This is a genomic window from Candidatus Omnitrophota bacterium, from assembly GCA_016929445.1.
Taxonomy (GTDB): Bacteria; Omnitrophota; Gorgyraeia; order JAFGIU01; family JAFGIU01; genus JAFGIU01.
The window spans coordinates 80,931-105,103 of the sequence record JAFGIU010000011.1 but is presented as its reverse complement, the minus strand read 5'-3'; the positions used below and the strand labels follow the sequence as shown (position 1 = coordinate 105,103).

The 24,173-nt window shown below is 54.1% G+C and carries 12 protein-coding genes; all 12 read right to left on the bottom strand.

The genetic code is table 11. The features are described from left to right. Positions 1-22: 22 nt before the first annotated feature. Entirely contained in the window at positions 23-463 is a 441-nt protein-coding gene (locus JW937_01520) for a hypothetical protein (protein ID MBN1586089.1), read from the bottom strand. Then, positions 460-981 carry a hypothetical protein gene (locus tag JW937_01515; GenBank protein ID MBN1586088.1) on the bottom strand — a complete coding sequence of 174 codons (522 nt, stop codon included), beginning with the start codon at positions 979-981 and terminating at the stop codon, positions 460-462. Before JW937_01515 ends, JW937_01520 begins: the two co-directional genes overlap by 4 nt. A 15-nt stretch (positions 982-996) precedes the next feature. Further along, positions 997-2,343, bottom strand: coding sequence for a hypothetical protein (locus JW937_01510; protein ID MBN1586087.1), 1,347 nt, complete (start codon positions 2,341-2,343; stop codon positions 997-999). Between the two features lie 90 nt (positions 2,344-2,433). Then, positions 2,434-4,074, bottom strand: coding sequence for a hypothetical protein (locus JW937_01505; protein ID MBN1586086.1), 1,641 nt, complete (start codon positions 4,072-4,074; stop codon positions 2,434-2,436). 267 nt (positions 4,075-4,341) lie between these two features. Further along, positions 4,342-4,611, bottom strand: a complete 270-nt coding sequence (locus tag JW937_01500) for a hypothetical protein (protein MBN1586085.1) — start codon at positions 4,609-4,611, stop codon at positions 4,342-4,344. A gap of 122 nt (positions 4,612-4,733) precedes the next feature. After that, positions 4,734-6,482 (bottom strand): DEAD/DEAH box helicase, encoded by a 1,749-nt coding sequence (locus JW937_01495; GenBank protein MBN1586084.1) that lies wholly within the window; start codon positions 6,480-6,482, stop codon positions 4,734-4,736. Positions 6,483-6,588: 106 nt separating this feature from the next. Then, positions 6,589-6,882, bottom strand: coding sequence for an RNA-binding protein (locus tag JW937_01490; GenBank protein ID MBN1586083.1), 294 nt, complete (start codon positions 6,880-6,882; stop codon positions 6,589-6,591). Positions 6,883-7,045: 163 nt separating this feature from the next. After that, positions 7,046-7,594 (bottom strand): hypothetical protein, encoded by a 549-nt coding sequence (locus JW937_01485; GenBank protein MBN1586082.1) that lies wholly within the window; start codon positions 7,592-7,594, stop codon positions 7,046-7,048. Then, positions 7,578-8,156 (bottom strand): HAMP domain-containing protein, encoded by a 579-nt coding sequence (locus JW937_01480; protein MBN1586081.1) that lies wholly within the window; start codon positions 8,154-8,156, stop codon positions 7,578-7,580. The genes JW937_01485 and JW937_01480 overlap by 17 nt, the downstream gene beginning before the upstream one ends. Then, positions 8,140-8,730, bottom strand: a complete 591-nt coding sequence (locus tag JW937_01475; GenBank protein ID MBN1586080.1) for a hypothetical protein — start codon at positions 8,728-8,730, stop codon at positions 8,140-8,142. The genes JW937_01480 and JW937_01475 overlap by 17 nt, the downstream gene beginning before the upstream one ends. 190 nt (positions 8,731-8,920) lie before the next feature. Then, positions 8,921-10,462 (bottom strand): ShlB/FhaC/HecB family hemolysin secretion/activation protein, encoded by a 1,542-nt coding sequence (locus JW937_01470; protein ID MBN1586079.1) that lies wholly within the window; start codon positions 10,460-10,462, stop codon positions 8,921-8,923. Further along, positions 10,452-24,023: a leukotoxin LktA family filamentous adhesin gene (locus tag JW937_01465; protein MBN1586078.1), complete on the bottom strand. Its 13,572-nt coding sequence runs from the start codon at positions 24,021-24,023 to the stop codon at positions 10,452-10,454. The genes JW937_01470 and JW937_01465 overlap by 11 nt, the downstream gene beginning before the upstream one ends. Between the last annotated feature and the right edge of the window lie 150 nt (positions 24,024-24,173).

Below are 24,173 nucleotides of genomic sequence, written 5' to 3'. Positions count from 1 at the left end.
ATGAACCTCCCTGCCCGTTGGCTCAGCGTCTGAAGCGCTCAAAAGCAGTGACCTCCCCGTCTTCGAACTCCACCCGGGCCACGGGATATTCTTCCTCCCGGTCCCAGTCCACCTCCACATCGTGGTATTCGATGCTTTTTCTGCCTTGGGAATCCGTGACTTCCACGGGGATGTTCATGTCCCGAGTTTCTCTTTCCGTGCGGGAGCGCGTGTATGTCCAAACGATGAGCTCGCCTTCCGAAGTCCATCGCACTTTTTCTTCATCAGGCCTGCCCCAAGCCAGCATCACCATATCCGGGCTGAAACCAATCTCGATGATTCCCTGACGGATCTTATCCTGGATGTCAAGGTCGTAGGAACTAAAAAGCTCGTGAGAGCGGGTAATGCGGTGATCCCGGAGCTGCTGGGCAGAACAAGCGGTGAGCAATACCAGGGTTGTCAAGACCAAGCCAAGGTACTTCACTTTTCAGGCGTCTTGACCAATTGGTCGATTTGATCGGAAATCGCCTCAAAGGATCTCTTAAAGAACTTCTTCTCCACGATGGTGCGCTTGGACTCCTGAACTTCGCTGGCCGACTTGCCGCCACCGCCGGGCAAAGGAATAACCCACAGGAAGAAGCGGGAATGGCTGCGTACGAAATATTTTTCTTTGGTCTCTATGGCATTAATGAAAATTGTGGTCCCACCCTTTGGATCCGGTTCCAACAACACTTCCGAACTCAAGGTCACGGTTCTTTTGCCATCTTTGAAATGCCTCTTTGCAAGAATGCGATGCATGTCTCCGGATTCTTCTTCAATGGTAAAGTTGTGATCCAGGAGCATCCGTTTTGTGGCAGACCAGCAAATTTCCAGGGGTTGCGCATAGTGCCGCGAGTTGAGGGCATCCTTGTGCCCTTTGTAGACCCGCTTGTAAGCAGACGACCCGGAACAACCCGTGCAACACAAGAGCACCGCCAAAGTGCCGATGAGAAGTTTTTTCATTTCCTTTTCCTGTGATTAGAATTTGTGAATTACAGAGGACTGCACACGTGTGCTGGACCCATCCCCCTGGTTCTTGTACTTGGTCTCCCACGAGGAGAGTTCTAAGCCGACCTGCGTGAAATCCGTCATATTGTAAATCGCATTGCCCCAGAGCGCCCTGTTCTCCGAGCGGTCCCCGTTGTTGAGATCGTCATTGTCCGGATCGTCGATAGCCGCCCCCAAATTGATTTGCCATTTCTCACAGATTGGGAAGTTCAAGGCTGCCCATCCGCCCTTTGAGGAAATCTCCTGAAGCAGGGTTTGATTCACGCCCTGACCGATACCTCCCAAGTACGCGTCCAGATTTTCGCCGGACCAAAGCTCGCCTTTCAATGTTACACCTTTCCAAAGGGGCAGGGAAAGGTCCAGATTTCCGGACCATGTGTCAAAGTTCTGATGGGTGCCGTCATTGGCGCTGTCGTACTCTTCCTCACCCCAGTGGCCGGAAAGACCCAACCCGGCTGTTTTATCCATGAAGGGGAAGGAAACACCGGCCCGGCCCTGAAGAGTCGGAAACCCGGAATCCTCCCCTGTATCGCCCGGGTCAAACCCCCAATCCTCTCCGATGGTGCGAGTCAAAGCGCCTGCAAGGGTCAGCTGGGAGCTTTCGCCCACATCCATATTCCGGGTCAGGCGCACCTGGGGTCTGCGGTAGCCCAGATTGCCGGCCCACCAGGCTACTGTGTAATTGAGCGTGGAGGGATTCAATGGAGAGATCAGATCCCAGGTTTGGCCGCCCAAGAGCTCCGTGCCCTGATCCTCCCACTTCAGGTTCATGTAGGCGTGCCTCATCTGGAGAGCGTTCTTGTTCTCCGCCCCGCCTCCGTAAAAATCCACTTCAACCTTTCCCCCGGTCTTCAGGCTCCGGCCCAAATCATAGTCTTCGAAGTTCATTCCCAGCCGTGTCTGGCGAGCGGTCATGTTGAATTGGGAGTCACCTCTATTTGCCGTTTCGGATTCGACCCAGCGTGCATAGTTCCCGTCATCGGTCCGGGAGGAATCATAGGCTGCATCCAACTTCGCAAAACCGTATAGAGTTAAAGGCAGTTTTGAACGAACCCCAGGTTTGTCTTTCGTGCCGGCCTCGCTGACTTCGGCAACACGCATCTCCGGCATTTCATTCTGCTCGCGGAGCTGCTGCTGAATGGCCTTGACAGCAGCCTCAAGCGTTGCAACCCGCTCGTTGAGTTGAGCATTTTCCTTCTTTAGCGCGTCCAGCTCCGGGCCGGAATCTTCCTGAGCCGCCAAAAGACTTGTACTTAAGAAAAGGGGCATGGCCAAAATCAAGCCCGCCAGAGTCCACACAAAGCTTCTGTTCAGCAATCCTGCATCTCCCTGTCAAATATTGGTTGAATCGGAGTTTGAGTCAATAGAAGGATTATACAACGAGTGGCTTTCGGAGTGGCCGGGAGTCTATTCGGCTTCTCTCCAGTCCATCCAGCGGTGAGGTCTGCTCTCGATCGCAGTCTCCACGTTATCGAGTACCTCGGAGGAATAAAGAATATCGCAGTAGGTGTTCCCGTCGGGCACAAAGAATTCCCGGCCAACGAGAAGCAGGCCTCCCAAAACCTGGGGGCGCAATCCGCCGGATCCGACTGCCCCCGTGAACCAGGTATTGTCCAGGACTACCGTCGCCCCTTTGTCCATATTGATGGTATTGGAGATCACCTGGCCCTGGAAGACACCATCCTTATCAATGGAAAGATTCGCATTGGGCGCGTACAAGGTCCCGAGAAAAGTCGAAGCTTTGCTGAAGGCGGGCACACTGCCTTCGACATACAACACCACATCATCTGTCCCCAGGCCGCTCGCAGGAGCGGGCCCCACATACAAAGTTTTATCGGTATCCAGATTCCCCTTGATATGGACTTCAGCAGGAGCTTCGTAGTAGATATAGGATTCCTTGGCCATGTAGATGTCCTCAAAGTAGTAAACTCCTCCCGTCAAACGAAGAGTGGAGTACATGCCGCCGTTGACATCCTTATAAGAGCCCGGCGCCAAGTCCAAGGTAGCACTCGCTCCGATATTCACATCCGATACGCCAGCCGAAAAACTCGGAAAAACCGGGAGATGCACGAACGGGGTGGTCATACTTGTGTATGTCGTCCCGGTCACCACCACTCCGCTGCCAAGAGAGGCGGAGTTGTAGTGAAGATCCCCGTTGATGACGCAGTCCTTGCCGAGAGTCACGGAATCCGCGATCACATCCCCGTTGACCGTGCTGGTCTTGTCGCTTACAAAGGTACCCCCGGGATTGTTCACACCCAAGAAACCGGCCACCACCGTGAGTTCTTTATCAATGGAGATTCCGTTCTTAGCCAAGAAAACAAAATCCGCAAGATCGTACAGATTGCCCGGTGTCCCCAGCATCTTGATCCTGGAGACATCATTCGCGCTCCCTGAAACATCTTCCTGAAAGATAAAGACCAGGCCGGTCCATTTGGCATCCCCTTCCATTACCAAACGCGGGGCACGCGCAGGGCCCGGATTCTTGTCCTCGATCGCGAGTACCCCGAACCCCTCAAAACCACTCTGCAACGTAATCTGCGCATCATCCACATAGACTATTTGGTAGTTGGCGGCACTGCCGATGGTCGTGCTTGCGTACGTCGTGTCCATAGTGAGGGTCACGTCGGCGACTTGTCTGAAGTAGCTTATCCAAAGGGAGAGGTCGGGCGCAGTAATGCCGCCCTGGGTGGCGGTGCTTCCGCTCACAACGGCATTCGTGATCGTAATGACTGAAGTGTTTAGGTCCGTAGCCACACCCGCACTGTCATCAACACCGGTGAGATTACCGCTGGAATCGTGGTTTTCACCCACCAGCACCACATCACTGGGTGCTGCGGCGTCTCCTGTGACCGAGAGCGAATAGGCACTTTCACCCGTGCGGCTAATATAGGTAACGGCGCCAAAATTCACGCCAGCAATATCCGGCTTTTGGCCGACAACGGAAACCTTCTTGCCTTCCGGCGCGTTTCCTGCATAAACGTTGACCGCACTGAGAAAGGATGCCCCCACAAACAGCACGCCACACACAACTAAAGATATTCTCATGACATTGCCCCCTCGTCCCCGAAACGTCGCCCAAACGAGTGCACAAGCACAAGTTAAAGTATATCCCATGAATCACACACCAGACCGGAAGTCCAGTAAAACGCGGAACCATAAAACACTGCATGACACAGTTTGGGCGAACAAAGCACTCATCTGGACTTCCCGAGTCCTCACGTCATTTGGCACTAAAAATGATTTCGGGGCCAGCTCTTGAGTGCTTACTAGGCACCATCATTGCTCAAGAGCTGACCCCGAAATCCAGACTAATCAGTTACGTGCCGGGCCATTCGGAGAGGGCAATCCGCTTCCATCCGGTATCCCATCACCGGAATTCGGCGCCGGACCCACCTGTCCACTCGCAGCACTTGCAGCACCGCTCCCGCTCGGACCCGGAGGCACCTCAAATCCGCTCCCGTCCGGAATACCATCTCCGGAATTCGGCGCAGGCCCGGCTCCGGGGCCGTCTCCTGCGTAGACGACTCCGAATCCCAGCATCATGACAGACACAAGCATCAGCAGCATGACTATCTTCTTCAAATATTATCTCCTTTGTTAGAGCAACTAACCGGACAGACCCCAGGCTAAATTGTATTGCCGACAAAACATTATACCTTCACAGCAGGAAAAATGAGAAATAAGCTTCGAGTAAAAGGACCCGGCTAGGCGTAAGACTTCTTTTTCTTCCGTTTTGCCGGAGGATTTCTGTCCGGGCGTTGAGGTCTGGTTTGGACTGGTTCCATTCTGGAAATTTTCAGAGGAAACCCAGAAACAATGACTCTCTGCAAATCATGGAAGACCGCGACGGGCATGCCTTTGGGAAGATCCACAGTGCTGTACCGGTCATAACTGTCGACACCCTCTATGTACTCGCGTCCGATCCCTGCGGCCTTTGCAATAGCCGCCGCAATCCGGCTTGGTTTCACTCCATGCTCCAGCCCCACCTCCACCCGGAACCGCTCCATTCCCACATCCGGAGGCACCGATTCATGCCGCAGCTTTGCCTTAGGCCGTTCCAACACGGGCCTTGCTGTTTTTTCCTTCTTGCGCACCGCATCCCTTCGATCAAACTGAACTTGAGGAATACGCTCTTTGGGCAAAAGCAAAGGCTGATCCCCCTGAATCATCTTTGCCAGCGCAGCAGCAATTCTCCCAGCGTCCACCTTATGCTCTTTTTGATATTTGCGGATAATTTCATAGAAGCTTTCGATATCTGCAGACTCAAGTGCTTTCGTAATCCGTGCACTAAACTGTGCGACTCTTTTGCTGTTAATTGCGTCAGCTGCAGGCAACTCCATCTGTGTAATCTTCTGCTTTGTGGCTCTTTCAATAAATCCCAGCGAGCGCCTTTGAGCAGGGGTCACAAATAAAATTGCCTCACCTGTGCGGCCTGCGCGGCCCGTGCGTCCGATTCGATGCACATAAGCTTCCGCATCGTGTGGAATATCGTAATTGATCACATGACTGATTCGCTCAATATCCAAACCCCGTGCAGCCACATCCGTGGCGACCAAAATATTGATATCTTTGGCCTTAATCCGCTTGATTGTCCGCTCTCTCTTCGCCTGGGGGATGTCGCCGTTTAGAGCCGCACAAGCATAGCCCCTGCTCTCCAGCATTTCAGCCAATTCCACGGTTGCCGACTTCGTCCGCACAAAGACGATCACACCGTCATTGTCTTCCGCCTCCAGCATACGGCACAGGGCATCTACCTTTTGCATTCCTCTGACCAGCCAATACCTTTGATTGACGGTTTCGGCAGTCGAGGTCTTCTGCTTGATTTGGATTTGTTCAGGCTTCTTTAGGTGCTTTTCCGCGATATCACGAATCGCCGGAGGAATTGTCGCTGAAAACAGCGCTGTTTGATGTTCTGTGGGTATTTCGCTAAGGATCCATTCCACATCCTCGATGAATCCCATACGTAACATCTCATCGGCCTCATCCAAAACCAGACACTCCAGCGCATCCAGTTTCAGGGTGCCTCTGCGCATGTGATCCATCACGCGACCCGGAGTTCCTACCACTATATTGACGCCTCGCTTGAGTTCCCGAAGTTGAACCCCATAAGGCTGGCCGCCGTAGATTGAAGTCACACTGAGACCGTGCATATGCTTGGAATAGCGCCTGAAGGCTTCTGAGACTTGAATGGCTAGCTCTCGAGTGGGGGCCAGGACAAGGACTTGCGGCAGCTTACCATTGAAATCAATTCTCGTGAGTAAAGGCAAGGCAAAGGCGGCGGTTTTTCCCGTCCCGGTCTGAGCCTGCGCCACCACATCCTTACCCTCCAACAAAAGCGGTATGGTTGCAGACTGGATAGGCGTGGGCGTTTTATAACCGGAATCTCTCAGCGCTATGGACACGGATGCGCTGAGTCCGAATTCATCAAAATTGGATGTATTTTCTGTTCTCATCAATTCAACTTCCCCAAGAACCATAAACTCTGTTCCCGGCGTACAGGAAAATAGCGGAGCCTCAAAGCTCCGCTATTTTCGTTGTTACGCGACTTAAGAGTTTTCTTTAGTAGCTATTTCTGGAACCGTAGCTGCGCTGTCCCGTTTTTTCAGTACGCGGCCGAGCTTCGTTGACCTTCAGTTGACGTCCCTGGAAGTCCTTGCCGTCCAGAGCCTGAATTGCCTGATTCCCCTCATCAGCCGAGGCTAATTCGACAAAACCGAAGCCCTTGGAATCGCCTGTGTATTTGTCCTTGAGCACTTGTGCGCTCTCCACCGTTCCAAATGAGGCAAACAGCTCGTTAAGATCGGCATCTGTGGTTGAGTAGGCCAGATTTCCTACATAGAGTTTAAATGACATAACTTGTCACTCCTTAGTTTGGGTTGAAGGGAGATGAGAGCTTTTAGGGAGTCGCCATACGGAGGCAAGAGACAAGCTATGCGGCAGTTAGGAAACACTTACCAAGAGAACTACTCAGTCCGATTCAACGGTTACATTGAACTGTAGTTTAGCTCATTGGAATTCACAATGCAAGCTTTTTGTTGAGTTGGAATTCCACATAGCCACAGAGGATTTCCTGGGCCTTTTCCGGGGGCGGAACCACAAAATAACTGCACACGATCGCATGGGCCATCTCGTGGCCCAGAATTCCCGTACGCAGCTCCTCGGCACAAAAATAGAGTGTATTCCGCTCAAACGAGTAGTAGGCCGAACCGTGCTTATGGTAACCGTAATTTCGCACAGATACCTCGGCCAAATCCAGCTTGGAGGAATAGATTTCGATTTTATACCGCACAGTCCTCAGGTGGATGTCCAGGATATCCGAGACTTCCAAGTAAAGCGCATCCAGGCATTCCTTAAGACCTTGAGTGGGGTCGCTGAGATCCCCCCCAACCAAGATATCGAGGTGTTCGAATTCATTGACATGAATTTGTGAATAGAGCTGGACAATGTCAACGTCTTCGTGCACGGTTACATCAAAGTAACGCGTTTCCAAATCCTGAGCGCACACATCGGCACAAAGAAAGGCTATTACGCTAAGAGCGAGCAGGCTCTTACGAATGATTTGCATTGCCTTCCTGGAGTTGGAAATAGTTGAGGGACTCGTCCAATTCATTCAAGACGGCTTGAATCCTCTGTTTGTCTGGATTGGGATCCTCCACCAAGGTATTTAAGGTAATCACTTTTTCCTTGGCAAGCATCCATCGATCGCTGAGAGTTTCCGCCATGCCGTTTAAGGAATCTGCCAGTGCCTGAATCTGATCATCCCGTCTAATGTGAAACTGTGCGTTCAGATTCCCGTTCTTGATGGAATCCACGGTTCGCCTCAGGCTAAACAGCGGCCCAGAGATCTTATGCGACACCAAAAGGCTCAGGGCAATCACAGAGACTGAGGCAAAAATCGTCACAATGATCAAAGTTTGTATCATCAAGGGCAGAAGAAAATCCGTGGTCCCTTTGACCACAACCTTGGTATTCTCAATGGCCACGGTGGTTGAATTGCCGGAAAGGGCCACAATCGCAGCCCCGGCAAGGATCGAGGAAAGCAGGACTACGACACAAAACTTAATCGCAAATTTAGCCTGGAAGCTCCTATCAATAAAGTAGTTTCTGCGTTTAATTCTGGGTTTCATTGCTCGGCTCCTCCAACATGGACCCTGCGGGAATCTTCAGCAATCCGTAATCGATTTCTATCTGTGCCCTTCTTTCCAAGGAATTGATCCAAGACTCCAGGGCTTGCTGGCGTTTTTCCCTCAAAAGCACCGTCTTAATTGCCTCCTGGGATTGCTCCAGAGTGACGCCCGCAAAATACTCAGCCTTTCGAGCTTCATAGAAGCCTTGAATTTCGGCGTCTGAGACCACAAGGCCCGCAGATACTTGCTTCATCTGTTGGTCCAGTGCAAGTTTCAAAAGGGACTGATTCCAAAAGGATTCCACATCCTCAAGAAAGTCCGGATCCTTGTCCAGTCCTTGCTGGAGGGCCGCGCTCAAAAGCAGCTTGCTCTTGACAAAGGTGTCGAGAAACTCCGCCCTTGAGTCCGGCAATTTGGATTGAGCGTAGGAAGATGTCTCATAGGCCTGCTCAAATTCCGAGGCAGTGAACTCGATTCCGTTAATAGATATCGCTGCAGAGGCATCCGGCTTTCCGGTGCCGCAGCCAACAAGCGTCAGCAGCACTCCTGTGATGCCCAGTATGTATCTAGTCATAACTGCCTCCGATTTTTGACAACACAAATTAAACCCAGAGAGGTTCTGAAGGGGTCCAAAACGGCCCCGTACTTCCCAATAGGGACGGTTCTCGCATAACTTGTTGAGTCACAAGGGGCAGCTAAGAACCGTCCCTGGTGTAAAGATCAAATAGCCGGTCCTCAGGAACCTGCTCTGGGTTTTAGCTAGTCTAGAACAAATTCGACTGGATATAGAAATGGAGTTGTCCCTCTCCCTTGTCCGATTCCTGATCGCTGAGAGGAAACCCGTAACTGATGCGTCCATTGAAGTATTTCGAGAGATTGAAGACCAAACCCGCGCCCACACTGGTTAGAAAGTCCTCGCTGTCAATCCCCTCGCCTCCGGGCTTAAAAGGGAACGCTCCGCCGTGATCGATAAACACAGCCCCCTTGAGTTTGTTTCTCAGTTTACTTTCTTTGCGGAACAAGGGCCAGTTGAGTTCGGCGGACATGAGGTAGCCTTTGTCTCCGATCAAGAGTCCTTGATCAAATCCCCGCACTGTGGAGAGCCCGCCGATTTGAAATTGTTCGGAAGAAGGCAGCAAATCCTCATTAGCCCACTGAGCGCTTGCTCTCAGGATGAGAGTCCGGTCATCCTTGAATAAATGGAAGCGGCTCAGGTCCCCTGTCCATCTAAAAAAGTCCTCAGTATTCTCAAGGTCAGAAGACCCGAAGCTGAGCTCATTACGAAAATACCACATGCCGTGGTCGTCGTAGGCCTGCAAGTCAAATCCGCCGCTTACTGTGCTCACACCGGACTCCACAAGCGGCACGCCTGCAAAGCGGGTGGTGGTCTGTTTTTCGTGCCACTCCGCAAAGCCGGTTGACACCAACCGTGGCCTCCCGATGAGGGGATGGCTGATATACGCGCTGATATCCGAGGAGTCTCCATCAATATCCAAAACACTAAAGTCACCGCCAATCACCTCGATTTGGTTCTGGTCATAGCTGGCCCCAATCCGCGTTCCCTTGCGGGTGATCGGAATGTCATAGGCCACAGACCCTGAAGTGGTCCCGTCCGCATAATAAGTGGCCAAAGAAAGACGGTCTCTGAAACCCAGGAGACTGTTAACCGATAGCAGAGCACCGATTCTGTACAGACCCACATCGTCCCGGCCCGCGTTGTCCACAAAGGTGGAGGCCTGCCATCTTTTGGGTTCTTCCACCTTGAGGATGCAATCGCTGGTGCCCGGCTCCTCTCCGGCTCTCAGCTCTGCGCGCATCTTGCAATCATTGGTGCTGTTGAAAAACTCCAGATCCTTTTCCAGGCTCTTCAAATCCATGACATCCCCGTTGCGCATAGAGATCCGCCTTTTGAAAAAGGAATCCCGCGTATATTTATTTCCCTCCACTTCGATCCTGCCCAAGCGCCCCTCCACCAGCTTGATTTTAACGACTCCGTCTTCCACCTTTTGGGGCAGCAGCATAGCCCGGGCCGTCACATAGTTCCTGGCCCGGTAGAGAGCATTAATCTCATCCACGACCTCGTGCAAGTCGTAGATACTCAGTTGTTTCCCTTCGTAGCTTCTCAGCACTGCTTGGAGTTCTTCCTCGGGCAGAATTTCCGAATGGTCGGTCACAATCTTTTGGACAACTAGTTCTTCATCCTTGTCTGTTTCAGTATCTGCGGTGCCCTGGGCCCAGCCTGCGGAGGCAATACTCCAAATAACAAGCACAATCAGCGGGATCCAGTGCGATCTCCTATGCGCCATTTTCATCATCCTCTTCCTTCCCCAGCGAATTGTAGTAATCCTCGAGCTCATTGCTCAGCCATTCATAAAGAACCTCGTCCGCGAGGTCGATCTCATGATATAAAAGCGGAGACCAGAAAAGATTCACATTCTGCGATCGTTGCACCGTTTCTTCGGCGAATTGGTAACGGCTGTATCCCGAGGTACTCAAGAACTTGTCCACCAGCCGGGTCACGCTATTCTCGGTACTGAACTTGTTGACGATGTACTCATAGCCGATGTAGTGCACGATGTGCGCGCTGGTAAGCGGCCTTTTGTCTCCGGAAAAGACCAAGGAAAAAGGCGAGCCCGGCGACCAAATCTGAACCGCGCAATTGAGCAATCCGGGAGTTACATTGTCCATGAACACATCGAAGATACTGTTGTTGAATTCCGCATAACTGCCGATTAAGGTGTCCAGGAGCGAAAGGTCCGCAGTCTGGGCGTCAATGGAGGCAAATTCGGCAGATAGATGATCAAACACAACAGGCCGGCTTGAAGCAATGTGCATGTTGACGGTATCGGCCATAGAGCCGGAGCTTCCGCCCACGTCTAAGTGCAAAGGCCCTGCAGCGCCCTCGTGATTGAGGTTCTCAACATTGACGTTATTTGCATGCAAATTCACGAAAGCCGGATCGAGGTTTTCGATGTTAAGGTCTCCCCGATTCACCGCCACCTGGACCTCATCTGGAGCGGTCACCTTAGTAATGTCCGCGTCTCCATTGCTCACCCAGATACGAACTGAACCCTCCTGACTGGTGAGGCTGTCGGCACTAAAGTTTCCCAAACGCTCTTCCAGGTTGATGTCTCCCAAGGCGCGACCTGTAGTCAGTGCGTCCGGACTCAGGTCCATGACGATGGGTAGCTGTGCTGCACCCACGTCGCCTGTTGTGGACTCAATAATCAAGCGGTTGCCAATCAGGTTGATACTGCTACCCGACGGATCCCCGTTCATAATGTCTCCATCGATTTTGAGCCGGAGTTCTCCGTTAGAACTGAGCGTATCAATATTGACGTCGGTCTCGGCGCCCAGGTAAATATGGTCGACCGCCCGGATATCAATGCTTCCAGCGGCTTCCATGTCCACATCATTCTTGAGTTGCACAATCACATCCGCGTCTACATGGGTGAGGTCATCTTTCTCAGCCAAGGCCAACAAGATCTTCTGATCGTCTGTGACATTGCCCGAATCAATGTCGGCCTGAGAAATAGTCTCGTCAGCCAGAACACTCCCCACCCCTCCGCCGGCCATAACCGTGATGTTACGGCCTGAGATATTCGGCCTCTCCAGCAGAAGTTCGGCCACACCGCTCCTGGGCACCGAGGCCACATTCTTGGCATTGACCAATTCCTCTTCGGTCCAAACGCCTTCGCGGAAGTTGGATTCTTCCTCCGCGGTCAACACATATTCCCAATTTGGATCATAGGTGTTGTCATAAACATCATCACTCGAATCCGTGGGTGTGCCGCCATCATCGACTAGATGCTCTTCCTGATATTCCTCCTTCTTCTCGTCCTTGTAATCCTGAATGGATTCCTCGACCCGGTTCTCGTCTTGCAACTCCAAATCGTCCCAAGTGGCGCCCAATTCTTCGGCCGTATCATCGTCCAGGGCCTCGTTCCAGTGATAGTCTTCCACCCCGCCGTCAACCCCCAGAACAACGTCGCCCTCGTGGGAGATAATTTGTTCAAGCAAGAGATCCCCCTGTTGCTCCACTAAATAAATACTGTCTTGGGCCTCGGCGCCTACCACTCCGTCCGAGTCCATGAGTAAAGCATTGGAGGACGTACCGATTCCGCCGTTTTGGGAAGTCAAGGAAATGGCTTTGCCCACCACACCCGCCACCTGGTCCGGCTTATCCCAAATCGACCCTTCAGCCACTACCTCTACATCTCCGTTGGTAATTAGGGAATTGATGTGGAGATCCCCGGATTCCTCATGAAGTCGAACCATGCCGTCCGCAAGCACAGAAAGAGATCCTCCCGTGGTATCGATCACAATCTCCTGCTCATCAGAACCCACCGAGCCCAAAGGCGCACTGAAATCAAGATCTCCGCCTTGCACTACAAAAGTCGAATTCAGACCCAGGATACTCCCTCCTTGGTTTGAAATATTCACAGGTCCGCTGGGGTTCTCAATGGAGCCATTAATCCAAATATCCGAGGCTCCGGTATTGGTGATATTGACGACGCCTTGATCCGGATTACCTGTGAATTCAATGGCAATGGGGTAATCGGCCTTGACCCCGTACTTATTCAAGAGTTGGGTCTTGGTCACTGCATCCACGGCCAGGGTGAAGACCACATCCCGGTCCTCATTGATCTTGATGGCATCCCACCAGTGGGTCCAGCTATCCTGCACATCCTTGTAAGAGAGAGCCCAGTCGTCGAACTCAGCCACCACAGCGTTCTCGTAGGGCTCATATTCCGCATTTCTAGTGCCTGTCAGGGTGTCCGTGCCCACTTGATGCCATTCCCAGGCGCCGTCCGGAAAACGCTCTTTATAGCCTGTTTCCACATACACATTGTTGTCTTCCGTGGTGTAAATCGTGGTCAAGGGGTAGTTCTCCGGTGTCTTTTTTCCGGTGTCGGTAATCTTTACTTTTCCGGTGAGTCTCTCGCTCAAATCCAGCGTATGGACCACCAGGTCCCTGGCAGAGTCATTCACAATGTCAATCTGCCCATAGCCGTCCATGGACTTGATCCGGCCTTCACCCGTCGTACTGACGATTTCCCCAAAGAGCTCAATCGTGCCCGCGCTAAAGCCAATGCGGAAGAGTTTGATGCGCTCATTCTCTGCGTCCCACACAGCCACTGTGTTTTCATCCCCAATTGTGGGAATCACATTCTCCACTCCATAGCGGGTAATAAGGTCCGTGTCCGGATTGAATGCCGGGATGGTGATATAGCGATGCGGGAACCCGCTCTGGATTGTGCCGTTGATGTCCAGAATTTCGGCACTGATATAGATGGTGTTGCCCACCATCACGGTTCCCGCGTGGTAGAGGCCTGGGGTGTATTCATGGGTGAAGCTGCCGTGTTTGGCCTTGACTACGATCTCGTCCGCACTGATGTCCCCGGCCGTGGCAATGCTTCCCGAATTGTTGATAATCTCAATTTTTCCGCCATAGGCCGTGAGATCGCCGTCAATGACAATATCCGAGGGAATCACGGCATCCGGATCCGGCACGCGATCCGGGTCGTCCAAGTCCACGTAATTGAAAATCTCAATGCGGCGGCCCAGGTTCTCTCCGAAATCAATTTCCACAGTAGGGTGGCTGATAATGCTGCGGCCATTGAGAAATATTTCGCCGGAACTGTCTTCAGGGATTTCGAGGTTATTGACCTGCAAATGGGCAAAGGAGTCATTCATGATGCCGATTCTGAAGTTATTGCCCGGAGCAATGAGCTTCCCGCTCCCCTTGAGGTTGCCGTTAATGAGGATCTGCCCCCCACTAGTGGCCGCGTCCTCGATCGTGATGAGTCTGACATCCGGCAAGCCTTCGTAGTCGGCCCGCTTGGTCACCAAGTGATCTCTTTCCGTATACAGAGCTGCCAGGAGGTCGGATTCCGGATGATTCGGGTACTTGTTCTCCGGATCGATCTCCAGAATCTTCCCGTCCAGTAAATCAATCTTCGCATTCAGCCTTTCCAGCAGATTAATCATGCTCGTGCTGTAGCCGATATTTCCCGTGATTTGCTCGTTCTCATCAATGAAGACCGTCTTCTCCCGGTCCAAGCCGCTTTCCACCGTGCCGTTGACTGTGACTGAGTAATCTTTGTCCTTGGGCTCATACCAGGTGCCGCGCGTTCCGTTGCTGTAAATAGTGATGGGAATTCCAAAGAGCAAATAGGTCTTCTTCTTGGCCCTGGCATAGCCCTGTACATACGTAAAACCACTCAGCGAATTGAGCGTGACATCCCGGTTCGCCTTCACATAGGATCCTTCTGCCAGGTCAATATCGTTGTAGTCTTCCAGAGTCGCATAACCCACCACATCACTGAGAGGAATACCGCCGGAAACCCAAGAGCGCGCCTCGGATTTGGCAATCAGATAGTTCTGGATATTATCCGGCCCCTCCCCGGCACCGATGTGCACGTCCTGATGCCCATGAATCCGGGCGTTCTTCCCTATATTTGTGTTGTTATCAATCTTGACTTTGACTTCGGCCTTGCCATCGCCCGAAGAGGCCAGACCCCAGGTGCTTGTGTTGGTCACGGTGCCCACGTTGGCAATGGCACGCGAGGTTACATTCACATCATTCCCTGCCTGAAGGTCTGAGTTTTCTCCCACAGAAGTCTCGGCAAGATTGGTGTTGAAGATATTCGAATGCACATCGGCAACTGCAACCAAGCCGCCTGAGGAAAATTTACCCATGTCAAAGGCCAACACATTGTTTTCGGAGGACACGGTCAAATCCCTTCCTGCACTGAGAGTCCGAGCTGAACCCGCTGAAGTATTTCCGTTAACGTGCGCGTAGGTGAAATTGTCCAGATAAGAAGTGCTGGTACCTGCTGCACCACCGAATACTCCACCCGCCCCGGCTGTAATGTTATTGCCTATATAGTCTTTTCGGGTCCAGTTGATAGCCTGAACCCGCAAGTCCCGGCCCGCGTTTACGGAGTTATTTGCCCCAATAAACGAATTCACGGTGGACTGAGCCCTGTTGAGGATGGTCCCTCCGCTCATACCCACCACACCGGCCGAAGTGGAGTCTGCTTTAGCATTTAAGATAGAAGTCCCTTGTGCATTTACTTTCACGTCCTCCTGCGCTTGTATCTTTTGCTCATTATCCTCATCGCTCGTATCGATATAGGCTAGGGTGGTATTCGACTGCAAAGTCAGTGCTTTCACTGCGGCGCCGGCCACCAAGCCCCCCGCGCCGGCCCGGGCATTGGTATAGGTATCATTCACATTGGCAGCGTCCACCCGTACGTTCCCGGCTTCTACGGATATGTTCTTGGCCAAATGGGCATTGACCGAGCTCGCTATCGAGGAGGAGCCGGTATTGGACCCATAGGCGGCCAGGCCGCCGCAGAAACCGCTCACCCGGGAAGCAGCTATTCCATAAGACTTGGCTAACACTCCGAGCATTCCGCCCGCTTGGATACTCGCGTTTTCGCCCACATAGGCCTGTACCACCGGAACGGCTTTGGCCTCGGCGTCAGAAGAAGCCACACCAATGAGCGCGCCCGCAGAAGCCGTGGCATCTGCATAGGCTCTCCACTGCGCCAGATTCCCCTCCTCATCGTAGTTATTGGAAGACTCCACAAGCAGATCGCCCCCGGCCTGTATTACATTGTTCTTGCCGATGAAAGCGGAAACAGAGGGAGCCACAGTCGCGTCGGCAGTCGAAACTCCCGCTCCCAATGCGGCTACGGTAACGCCCTCGGCATAGGCTTTGGCATCGGATATCTCATAGGCCCCGATTCGGATATCTTGATCCAGTTCGATATTGGGTGAGGTCCTGCTACCTGCCGCAGCATCCGTGATGTAGGCTTGCACCACAGGTTTGGCTTCGGCAGTGGCATCGGCCCCGTTTCCGGCCAACAAGCCGCCCGCCGCTGCCTGCGAGTGGGCTCGTACCCCATGAACGCCTTTTGCCTGAATGTTCAAATTCTGAACCGCCTTGGAGGAATCGGCAGCATCTCCAATCCGCGCACTGCTGTCCAAGTAGGCCTTTGTCTGGCTTGCCTCTGACGCATCGGAAATAACCACCCCAGCGGCCAAGGCGCCCACTGCCGCGCCAAAGGCCTCGGCATTGATATCCGAGGATGTCTGGGAGAGTACTTGCACATCCCCGGCATGATCGATCTCCGTATTCGGTCCGATATAAGCCAGGGTTTGATTTTCAGAATCAATGTAGGAAACCGCCGCGCCCAAGCCCACCGCGCCTGCGGCCCCGGCGCCTGTTTCCACATCGGAATCCACAATCATTGTGCTCGCCTGCACACGTACATTGCCCGTGTCGCCCGCACTCAGATTTGCGTCTTGCACATAGGCGTTTGTGCGATTTTCCAAACTCACCACACCGACCGCCCCGCCAATCCCGGCAATACCCAGGGCTCCGGCGCCGGAGGTGGTATCCACCCGGGTCGCATCGTAAGCCTCGACTGAAATATTTCCGCGGCTGCTTACCGCAGCCCCGTCAATAGCGGCTGTGGTGGATTGATTCATTGCCGCGCTGGGATCGAATTGATCTGAAACGGAAAGGGCGGTGGTCCGGGCATCCACCCGGGTGCGGGACGAGGCGGCCAGATCAGAACTCCCGAGCTGATCCTCCACCGCAGAGCCGCCAATCTGATCGTCCACCGCCGAACTCGTGTTCTCCGCTGCGTCCGTTCCCTCAGACGAGATGGCACTGCCCACATTGATGATGGCGACTGCGCCTTGCACTCCCACGGCCCCGCCCCCAAAGGCCAGAACTTCTGTATCCACATTCTTGACGGATGCCGCCTTCACTTCCACATCGCGGCCCGCATGCACACTTGCGCCGGATCCGATGGAGGCGGTTGCGGTATTCTTGAGGGTTGTGACATCAATCGAGGCGCCCACCCCGGCCAATCCCCCGACCGCAACCACGCCCGCGTTGTCGTTGACCTTGGAGGTATTGAGCGCATTCACCTTCAGATCCTGTTCATCATCGTCCGAAGACTGATTGATCTGAGTCTGCCCGGAGCCTTCATGGATATAAGCCTGAGTCGTGGTCTCGATCCCCGTGACCATCACCGAACCGCCCGCACCCAAGTAGCCCCCCAAATTTCCGCTGGCTGCGTAGGTCGTCACATCCTCATCCGACCTGGCCAGGACCTCGGTGCTTCCCAAGGCATCGGTCTGGGAATCCGCAATGTACGCAGTGGTGCGGTTGCCCACGCTGCTCACGACCACCGAGCCGCCCACGCCGGCCACGCCTCCAATGGACACGCTCCCCGCAGTGACATCCAGCTCCACTTCGTTCTCGGCCAGCACCCGGAGATCCCCTTCGGATTCCACCTGGGAGTTATTAATGAAAGCCTCGTTCACGCTATCCACATCAATGACTGCCACAGACCCGGCCACTGCCGCAGTTCCCGCTCCGCTACCGCTCACCACAGCGGAGTTGACGTCTTCCTGGGAATAGGATTTCACCTCGACTGCTTTCTTGGCCTGCACCCCAGGGGAATTCCGGATATAGGCCTTGGTGTTGTTGTCGATGAGGGTGATATCCGCAGTGGCCCCGATACCCGCGGCACCTCCCAGAGCGACTCCCCCGCCTTTCACATCCGTATTGGTGACATTTGAGGCAAGCACCAGGACTTTCTGATCGTCCGCAGCCCCTGAGTTGTCTGAATTGACGGAAGAATTGTCCACAAAGGCCTGCGTGTCATCCTCCACCAGAGTGACCGACACAGTGGCCGCTAACCCGGCCGTGCCCCCGCCGGATAGATTCGCGGTAAAGGCATCGATCTCTTCCTGGTTCAGCGCAACCACGGCCACGCCCTGAACCGCTTCTTGAGCTTGAGTGCTGTCGGCCTTGGGCACCAACACAGACTCCATGCCCTTAGCGGATATGTCCGAAGATTGGCTAATGAAGGCTTTGGTGGTATTGCCGATGAGATTCACCGCTGCAGAACCGCCGATGCCGGCCGCACCTCCACCCGATATGGTGCCCCCGTAGATGCCTGTTTCGATATCCGACTGGGCAATCACGGTCACGTTGTCCCCGGCCGCAACAGTCGAGCCCTTGTGAAAGGCCTGCGCATTGTTCTCCACCTCATTGATCGCCACGGATCCGGCCGCTGCAAAGGTGCCCCCTCCGGACCCGCCAACGGAGATCGCCGTAATACTCGAATCCGAATCAGACAGCAGCGCCACATTGTCTTCATTAGAGAGAACGTGGGCATTTTCTGTGTAGGCGAAAAGCTCGTTGCTAATGTCGTTATAACTGGCTGAACCCCCGATGGCAGCGGTCCCCGCTCCCCCGATCTGCCCGGAGAAAGACTGAATAGTCGACGTATCTTGAACCGTCAGGTTCACGTTCTTTTGGGCCGTGACTGTGGGGGTCTGCCCTGCACCCGGTGTATTGGCAATGTAGGCACTCACTTTATTGCTGATGTCATTTAGGGAAACCGCCCCCGTAATGGTTGCCGTACCGGCCCCGGAAATACCCGCGGATAAGGTCTTGATCAAAGACGACGTGGTGGCCGACAGTTCCACCTTATCGCTCAGCGAAGCGGCACCGGCGTTGTCGATATACGATTGAATTTCGCTGCCGATGTCATTGGTAGCCACGGCCGCCCCGATAGAAGCTGTGCCCGCCCCGGAAACCGTGCCGGCCAGCGATTTGATCACCGAGCTCTCGCCTGCGGACAACTTCAGTTCTTTCTGGGCCTTCACATCCGCTTGGCTGGAAATATGGGCTTTGACTTTGTTCCGGATGTCATTGAGCGAAACCGAACCGCCCAAGCTATAGGACCCGGCTCCGGTCGCCCCGGCAGTAATGGAGTTCAGAGAAACCGAAGAGGTGGCTGATAATTCCACGCTACCGGAACTCGAAGTCACATCTGAATTTTGAATCAAGGTTTCCAGGGTATTGCCGATGTCGTTCGTGGCCACCGAAGCTCCGGCGCTCGCAGTCCCGGCCCCGGACACCACACCGGCCAAAGAGTCCAGGCTCGAGCTGTCTGTGGATGCCAAAACGACTTTGCCCCCTGCGTCCACATCGGAACGGACTCCCGTCTCGTCCACGATGCCTGTAATCACTTGGTTCTCAATATCGTTGAGCGTGACCGCGCCGGCCAACGAGGCGGTACCCGCACCTGCCCCGGCAGCAGAGATCGTTTTGAGTTTGGCGTTTGAGAGAGCCAAAAGGGCAATATCGCCCACCGAAGTGCTGACCTGCGAACCTGCTATATAAGAGCTAAGCGTGTTTCCGATATCATTGGTGGCTACTGCGGCTCCGGCCGAAACTTTGCCCGCGCCCACAACCGCCCCGGCCAAGGACTGGATTTCCGAAAGATCTGATGCATTCACAGCCACGCCATTGGCCGCATCAATATCCGAGCCTCCCGAAATGTGCGTATCTACCGTGTTGGCGATTTCGTTCAAAGTCACGGTGCCGGCCAGCCCCACCTTGGAGGCCCCGGTTCCGCCCGCGGCAATGGCCAGGATCTTAGCATCAGACACCGCAGCCAATAAGAGATTGCCGGATAGCGCCGGATCCGCAGTAGCCGGGTCACTGACTTTGGCCTCCACCCGCGCGTTCTCGACGTAGGCCTTGAGCTTGTTGTCAATATCATTGAGCGAAACCGAACCACCGATGCCGGCCGCACCCGTAGAACCGCTCAGTTCACCTGTCACCACCAGAATGTCGGAGCTATCCTTGGCTGATAATGCAATATTTTTGGATGCCCGGATGCCTTCGCTACTCTTGTTGCCGCTGATATAGGCTGCTGCCTCATTGGCGATCTCATTGGTCGAAACCGAGGCGGACGCGGCAATTTCCTGGCTTGCGCCCAGGGCCGCGGCCACTGACTTGATTTCGTTGTCATTGGCGGCCTCTAAACTGATGTCTTCTTCCGCTTCCACATCAGAGTCCTTGAGATAGGATTGAGTGACATTGTCCATATCGTTGAGAGTAACGGAGGCGCCGATCCCGGCCTTGCCTCCATAACTGAGCGCGCCGGCAATGACATGAGTGAGGGAATTGTCGAAGGAGTTCAGGACGAGTCGGCCCGCCTGATTCACCGCGGAGTCATTTAGAAAGCTAAGCGTGCGATTGGAGATCTCGTTCATGGATACGGCCCCCGCAACCGCGGCTTTACCTGCTCCGGCGCCGCCCGCAGTGATTGCCTTGACCTGCCCGCTGGAGGTGGCACTCAAACCCAGATCCCCGGTCACGTCCAGAGTCGCGTTTTCTGCAAAGGACATCGTGTCGTTCGTCAAGTCGTTCTGGGCATAAGAGCCGGCAATGCCCAAGGATTTGCCCGAGGCCGTGGCAATGGCAACCGATCCGGCAATAGCACTAATACCCGAGGTGCTCGTGGAGCTGAGCCCCGTATCGGAACCCGAAGAAAGCCCCGCCCCGTCTTTGACAAAAGCCAAAGTGTCGGCGTCCACCGCATTAAGGGACACATCCCCGGAAACCGCAATGCCGTACTTTCCCTTACCTGAGTCTTTGTTTTCCTCGCCGTCGGCCGGCGGCTCTGAGGAGCCCCCTGTGGCCAGAGTCCCGGCCAAGGAATACGCCCCGATCTGATTGTCCGCAGTAGCGGTCACAGTCACCCGGTTGCCGGCGCTCAGGGTATTGTCTGTAAAAGGAACCGCCTCAGTGTTTCGATCCGAAATACCGGCCATCACCGTACTGGTGACATCATTGATCGAGACAGAGGCCCCGATACCCACGTTCTGCGCCTTAACCACTCCCCCGGTTATATTCAGGTGATCCACATCTCCGTCGGCGCTGATCAGGAGATCGTGGCCGGCAGAAATCGCGGCATCATCGTCAATGACGGCAGTCGCCGTGTTCTTCACATCACAGTTGGAAAGAGCCCCTTCCACACCCACCTTAGCCGCAGTTCCCCCGGCCATGGTGACGGTAACCGTATTCTGCTGAGAGTCTGCGCCCACGACAATATCCCCGCTCGCGCTCACTTCGGCGTCTTCATTGATATAGGCATTGGCTGAGGCGGTGGTATTGAGCTGATTGTACGATCCTCCCAAAGCCGCTTTGGGCGTGCTCCCAAACAAAACTTTGCTGGACCACATTCCCACCAAATTCAGGCTATTGATGTCGTTATGCGCATAGAGGGAAACCGCTTGTTCGCTACCGGCATAGCCGGGGTCGGAATTGACCAAAGCCCCTGCATCAATATAGGCATTGGAGGTGTTGTCCAAGTCAAAGAGATTGACTGCCCCTGCCAGGCTGTATTCCTTCCCTTTACTGGAATTGAATGCATAAGAAGTCAGCAAAAGATTTTCCAGACCCCCCGCAAGATGCTCGATCACTTCATCAAAAGAGCTGAAATCCACCTCCCAGGGATACGGCACCTCAGTCTGGGCATCCAGAGCCAACAACCCCCGCACATTCACTTTGGAGTCCGGGCCGATAAACGCATTCGCATTGTTTTCATAGCCCCCGAAGACCACGGCCCCGCCCAAAGCCACCTTGTCGGAGCTGGTCTTGGCTGTAGAGTGGATATTCATATTGTCTTCAATCGCTGCTTGGAGAAGAAGGTTCCCCCGGGCTTCCACCTGGGCAGGATCGGAAGGGGTCCCCTGAATAGAGGCATTGGCGTTGTTGGTACTGTCACAATAGGCGACCGATCCGGCAAAGTTGAGTTTGCCTGATTTGATGCCGGGAAAGAAGAAATCAGCCCCTCGCTTACCGATAACTTTAGAGGCAACCTTGTTCTTGGCACCGCTAATGACATTGTTCAACTGCGTGCCGATGGATTCCGTATCGCCGAGCGAGGATGCGTGAGCCTCGGTCAGGTTATTTTTAGTTTCGGCATCCGCGCGGATTTCAATATTTCCTTCGGAAAACACCTGTCCCGCCACCAAGGCATTGGTATGGGTGGTGAGTTCATTAACCGCCACGGCAATGCCGGCCGAGCTCGCCCCCACTTCAACTGCCTCGGCTGTAGCAGTCACATCATTCATCGTGGTCGCCACCACCTTCACTCCTCCCAAACCGGCCTCCACCGTCACTCCTTCGGCGATGGACGCCGTGGTCTCGGCAGTGGTTTCGGCTTTCACAAAAGTGACATCCACGGGTTTGTTTTTGGCATGAGAACGCGCCGTCACCTTCACCATATTCTCAGTGGCCGCGCTTAACTCCACCGCATTGCCGGCCTTGACTTCAACCTCGTCTTGCAGCAGGGCTTCGGCAGTGGCATGCGATTCGCCCCAGGCAAAGCCCAGCAAATAGCCCGGCATCAGCGGGTTGGCCCGCGAAATGGCTTCCGCCTTGATGGCCACGTTCCCGCTGGCCTCCACTTGAGTGTCCCCGGAAAGGGCCACCAGGGCCGTGGCATCGGAGAGAGTCACCACCGCATCTCCTGTGAAATCAAAGATGGCGTCCACGATCGCTTCAGGAGAGGACAATGGGGAGTCATCCGGCATGTCCGGGAGCAAGGAGGTATCTGCCAGCGCTGATATAACAACATTTTTGCCCTTGAGAACCGCGTCCTCCATGCTGATGCCCGCGTAAGCATTCTTCTCAAATCCAAGGCGATCCGTGTCCGTGGCCAGAAACGCAATATCGCCGGCAGCGTGTTCGGTGTCCCCTTCCAAAACATGGGCCAGAATTCTTGCCCCGCGGCCCACATTGATCACGGGCGCGGCAAAGGTCAGATTGCCCGAATCCCCAATCGACGGGTCGCTCAAATGGCGGCTGCGGAGATTCATCCACTCGATCTGCCGGCTGGAGATCGTCGTGTTGGCGCCAATGTTAATCACCTCGTCCGCCTCAAAATAACCGTTCCCGCCGCTGAAGTACGTGGCGTCTGAACTATTGAGAAGCATTTGGTTGATATTGAGGATGTCCGGATCAATCAAAAAATTGCCGCCTTCGCCATCCGTTGCCCCGGCCTGGAATATGCCCCCGTTGAGATTGACCACCTCCTCAGCGCTGAACTCGGCAAAGCCCCCATCCCCCGAGATCTCTCCGCCACTCACGTCCACAAGTGCCGTGCCGAGGATTTCTGCATCCCGGTCAGCCAGGATGATGACCTCCCCCCCGTCTGAATTCCCGCCGCGGCCTCTTGCCGAAACTGCGGAAGCATCCTCCAGCTTTATGTCCCGGCCCGCGCGAATATGGATCTTGCCGCCGTCCACCTCATTTGCGCCCTCCGACCGGATGATCCCGGCATTCACCACATCCTGCTCTGCTGAGAGGATGATTTCCCCGTTCCGGATAGCAAGTGCAGGCGCCTCGGGAATATCTCTCATGTTGACCGCGGATTGGATCAGTCCCGTATTCGCGATCTTCCCGGCGTGCAGCGCAATATCGCCGATTGCATGGATTTGACCTTGCACTGAAATTAAGGCATTTTCATTGATTGGGACCGTACTGTTGAGCAGGCTGCTGACTGCGGCTGCCGAGGGATTACCCGGGGAATCAAAAAAGTCCCGCATATATTGGGGCGTGGGCGTCATCGCTGTTAAAGCACCAACATTGATGGACCCGGTTTCTCCCACCACCATCCCATGCGGGTTGGCAAAGAACACGTTCCCACCGATTGCACCGTCTTGGATGGAGTTGAGAGCGCCGTCAATATGCGTGGCATAGGAATGCACCAGGTTGAGAAGATTGGAAGTCCCGTCAGGAAGATGCAGGTTGACCACGTTGTCTTGGTACACGTCAAACTTGCGGAAAGAGTTGAATGCGTTCTCTCCTTGGATCGTGGATGTCCGGACATCGGTCACTCTTCCTTCTGTCTCTAAGGAAGTGGCCGTATTTCTGTCTGGAATGATTTGTCCGGCTTGGACAGGAGAAGTATTGAGACACAACACGATGGAGAGAAAATAGGCGAGCGGCCTGCAAGGCGCGTGGAATTGCATCGGAATGTCCTCCCGGAACAACAGTCGTCAATTAAGGTGTCACCGGCAATACAACCGCTCCAAAATCCCCACAAAGTATTCCGGTTGGATTGAAAAATATCCCTTTGGATAAAGTCTTATATTTTCTCCCAAAACAAAAATGTTGACTCT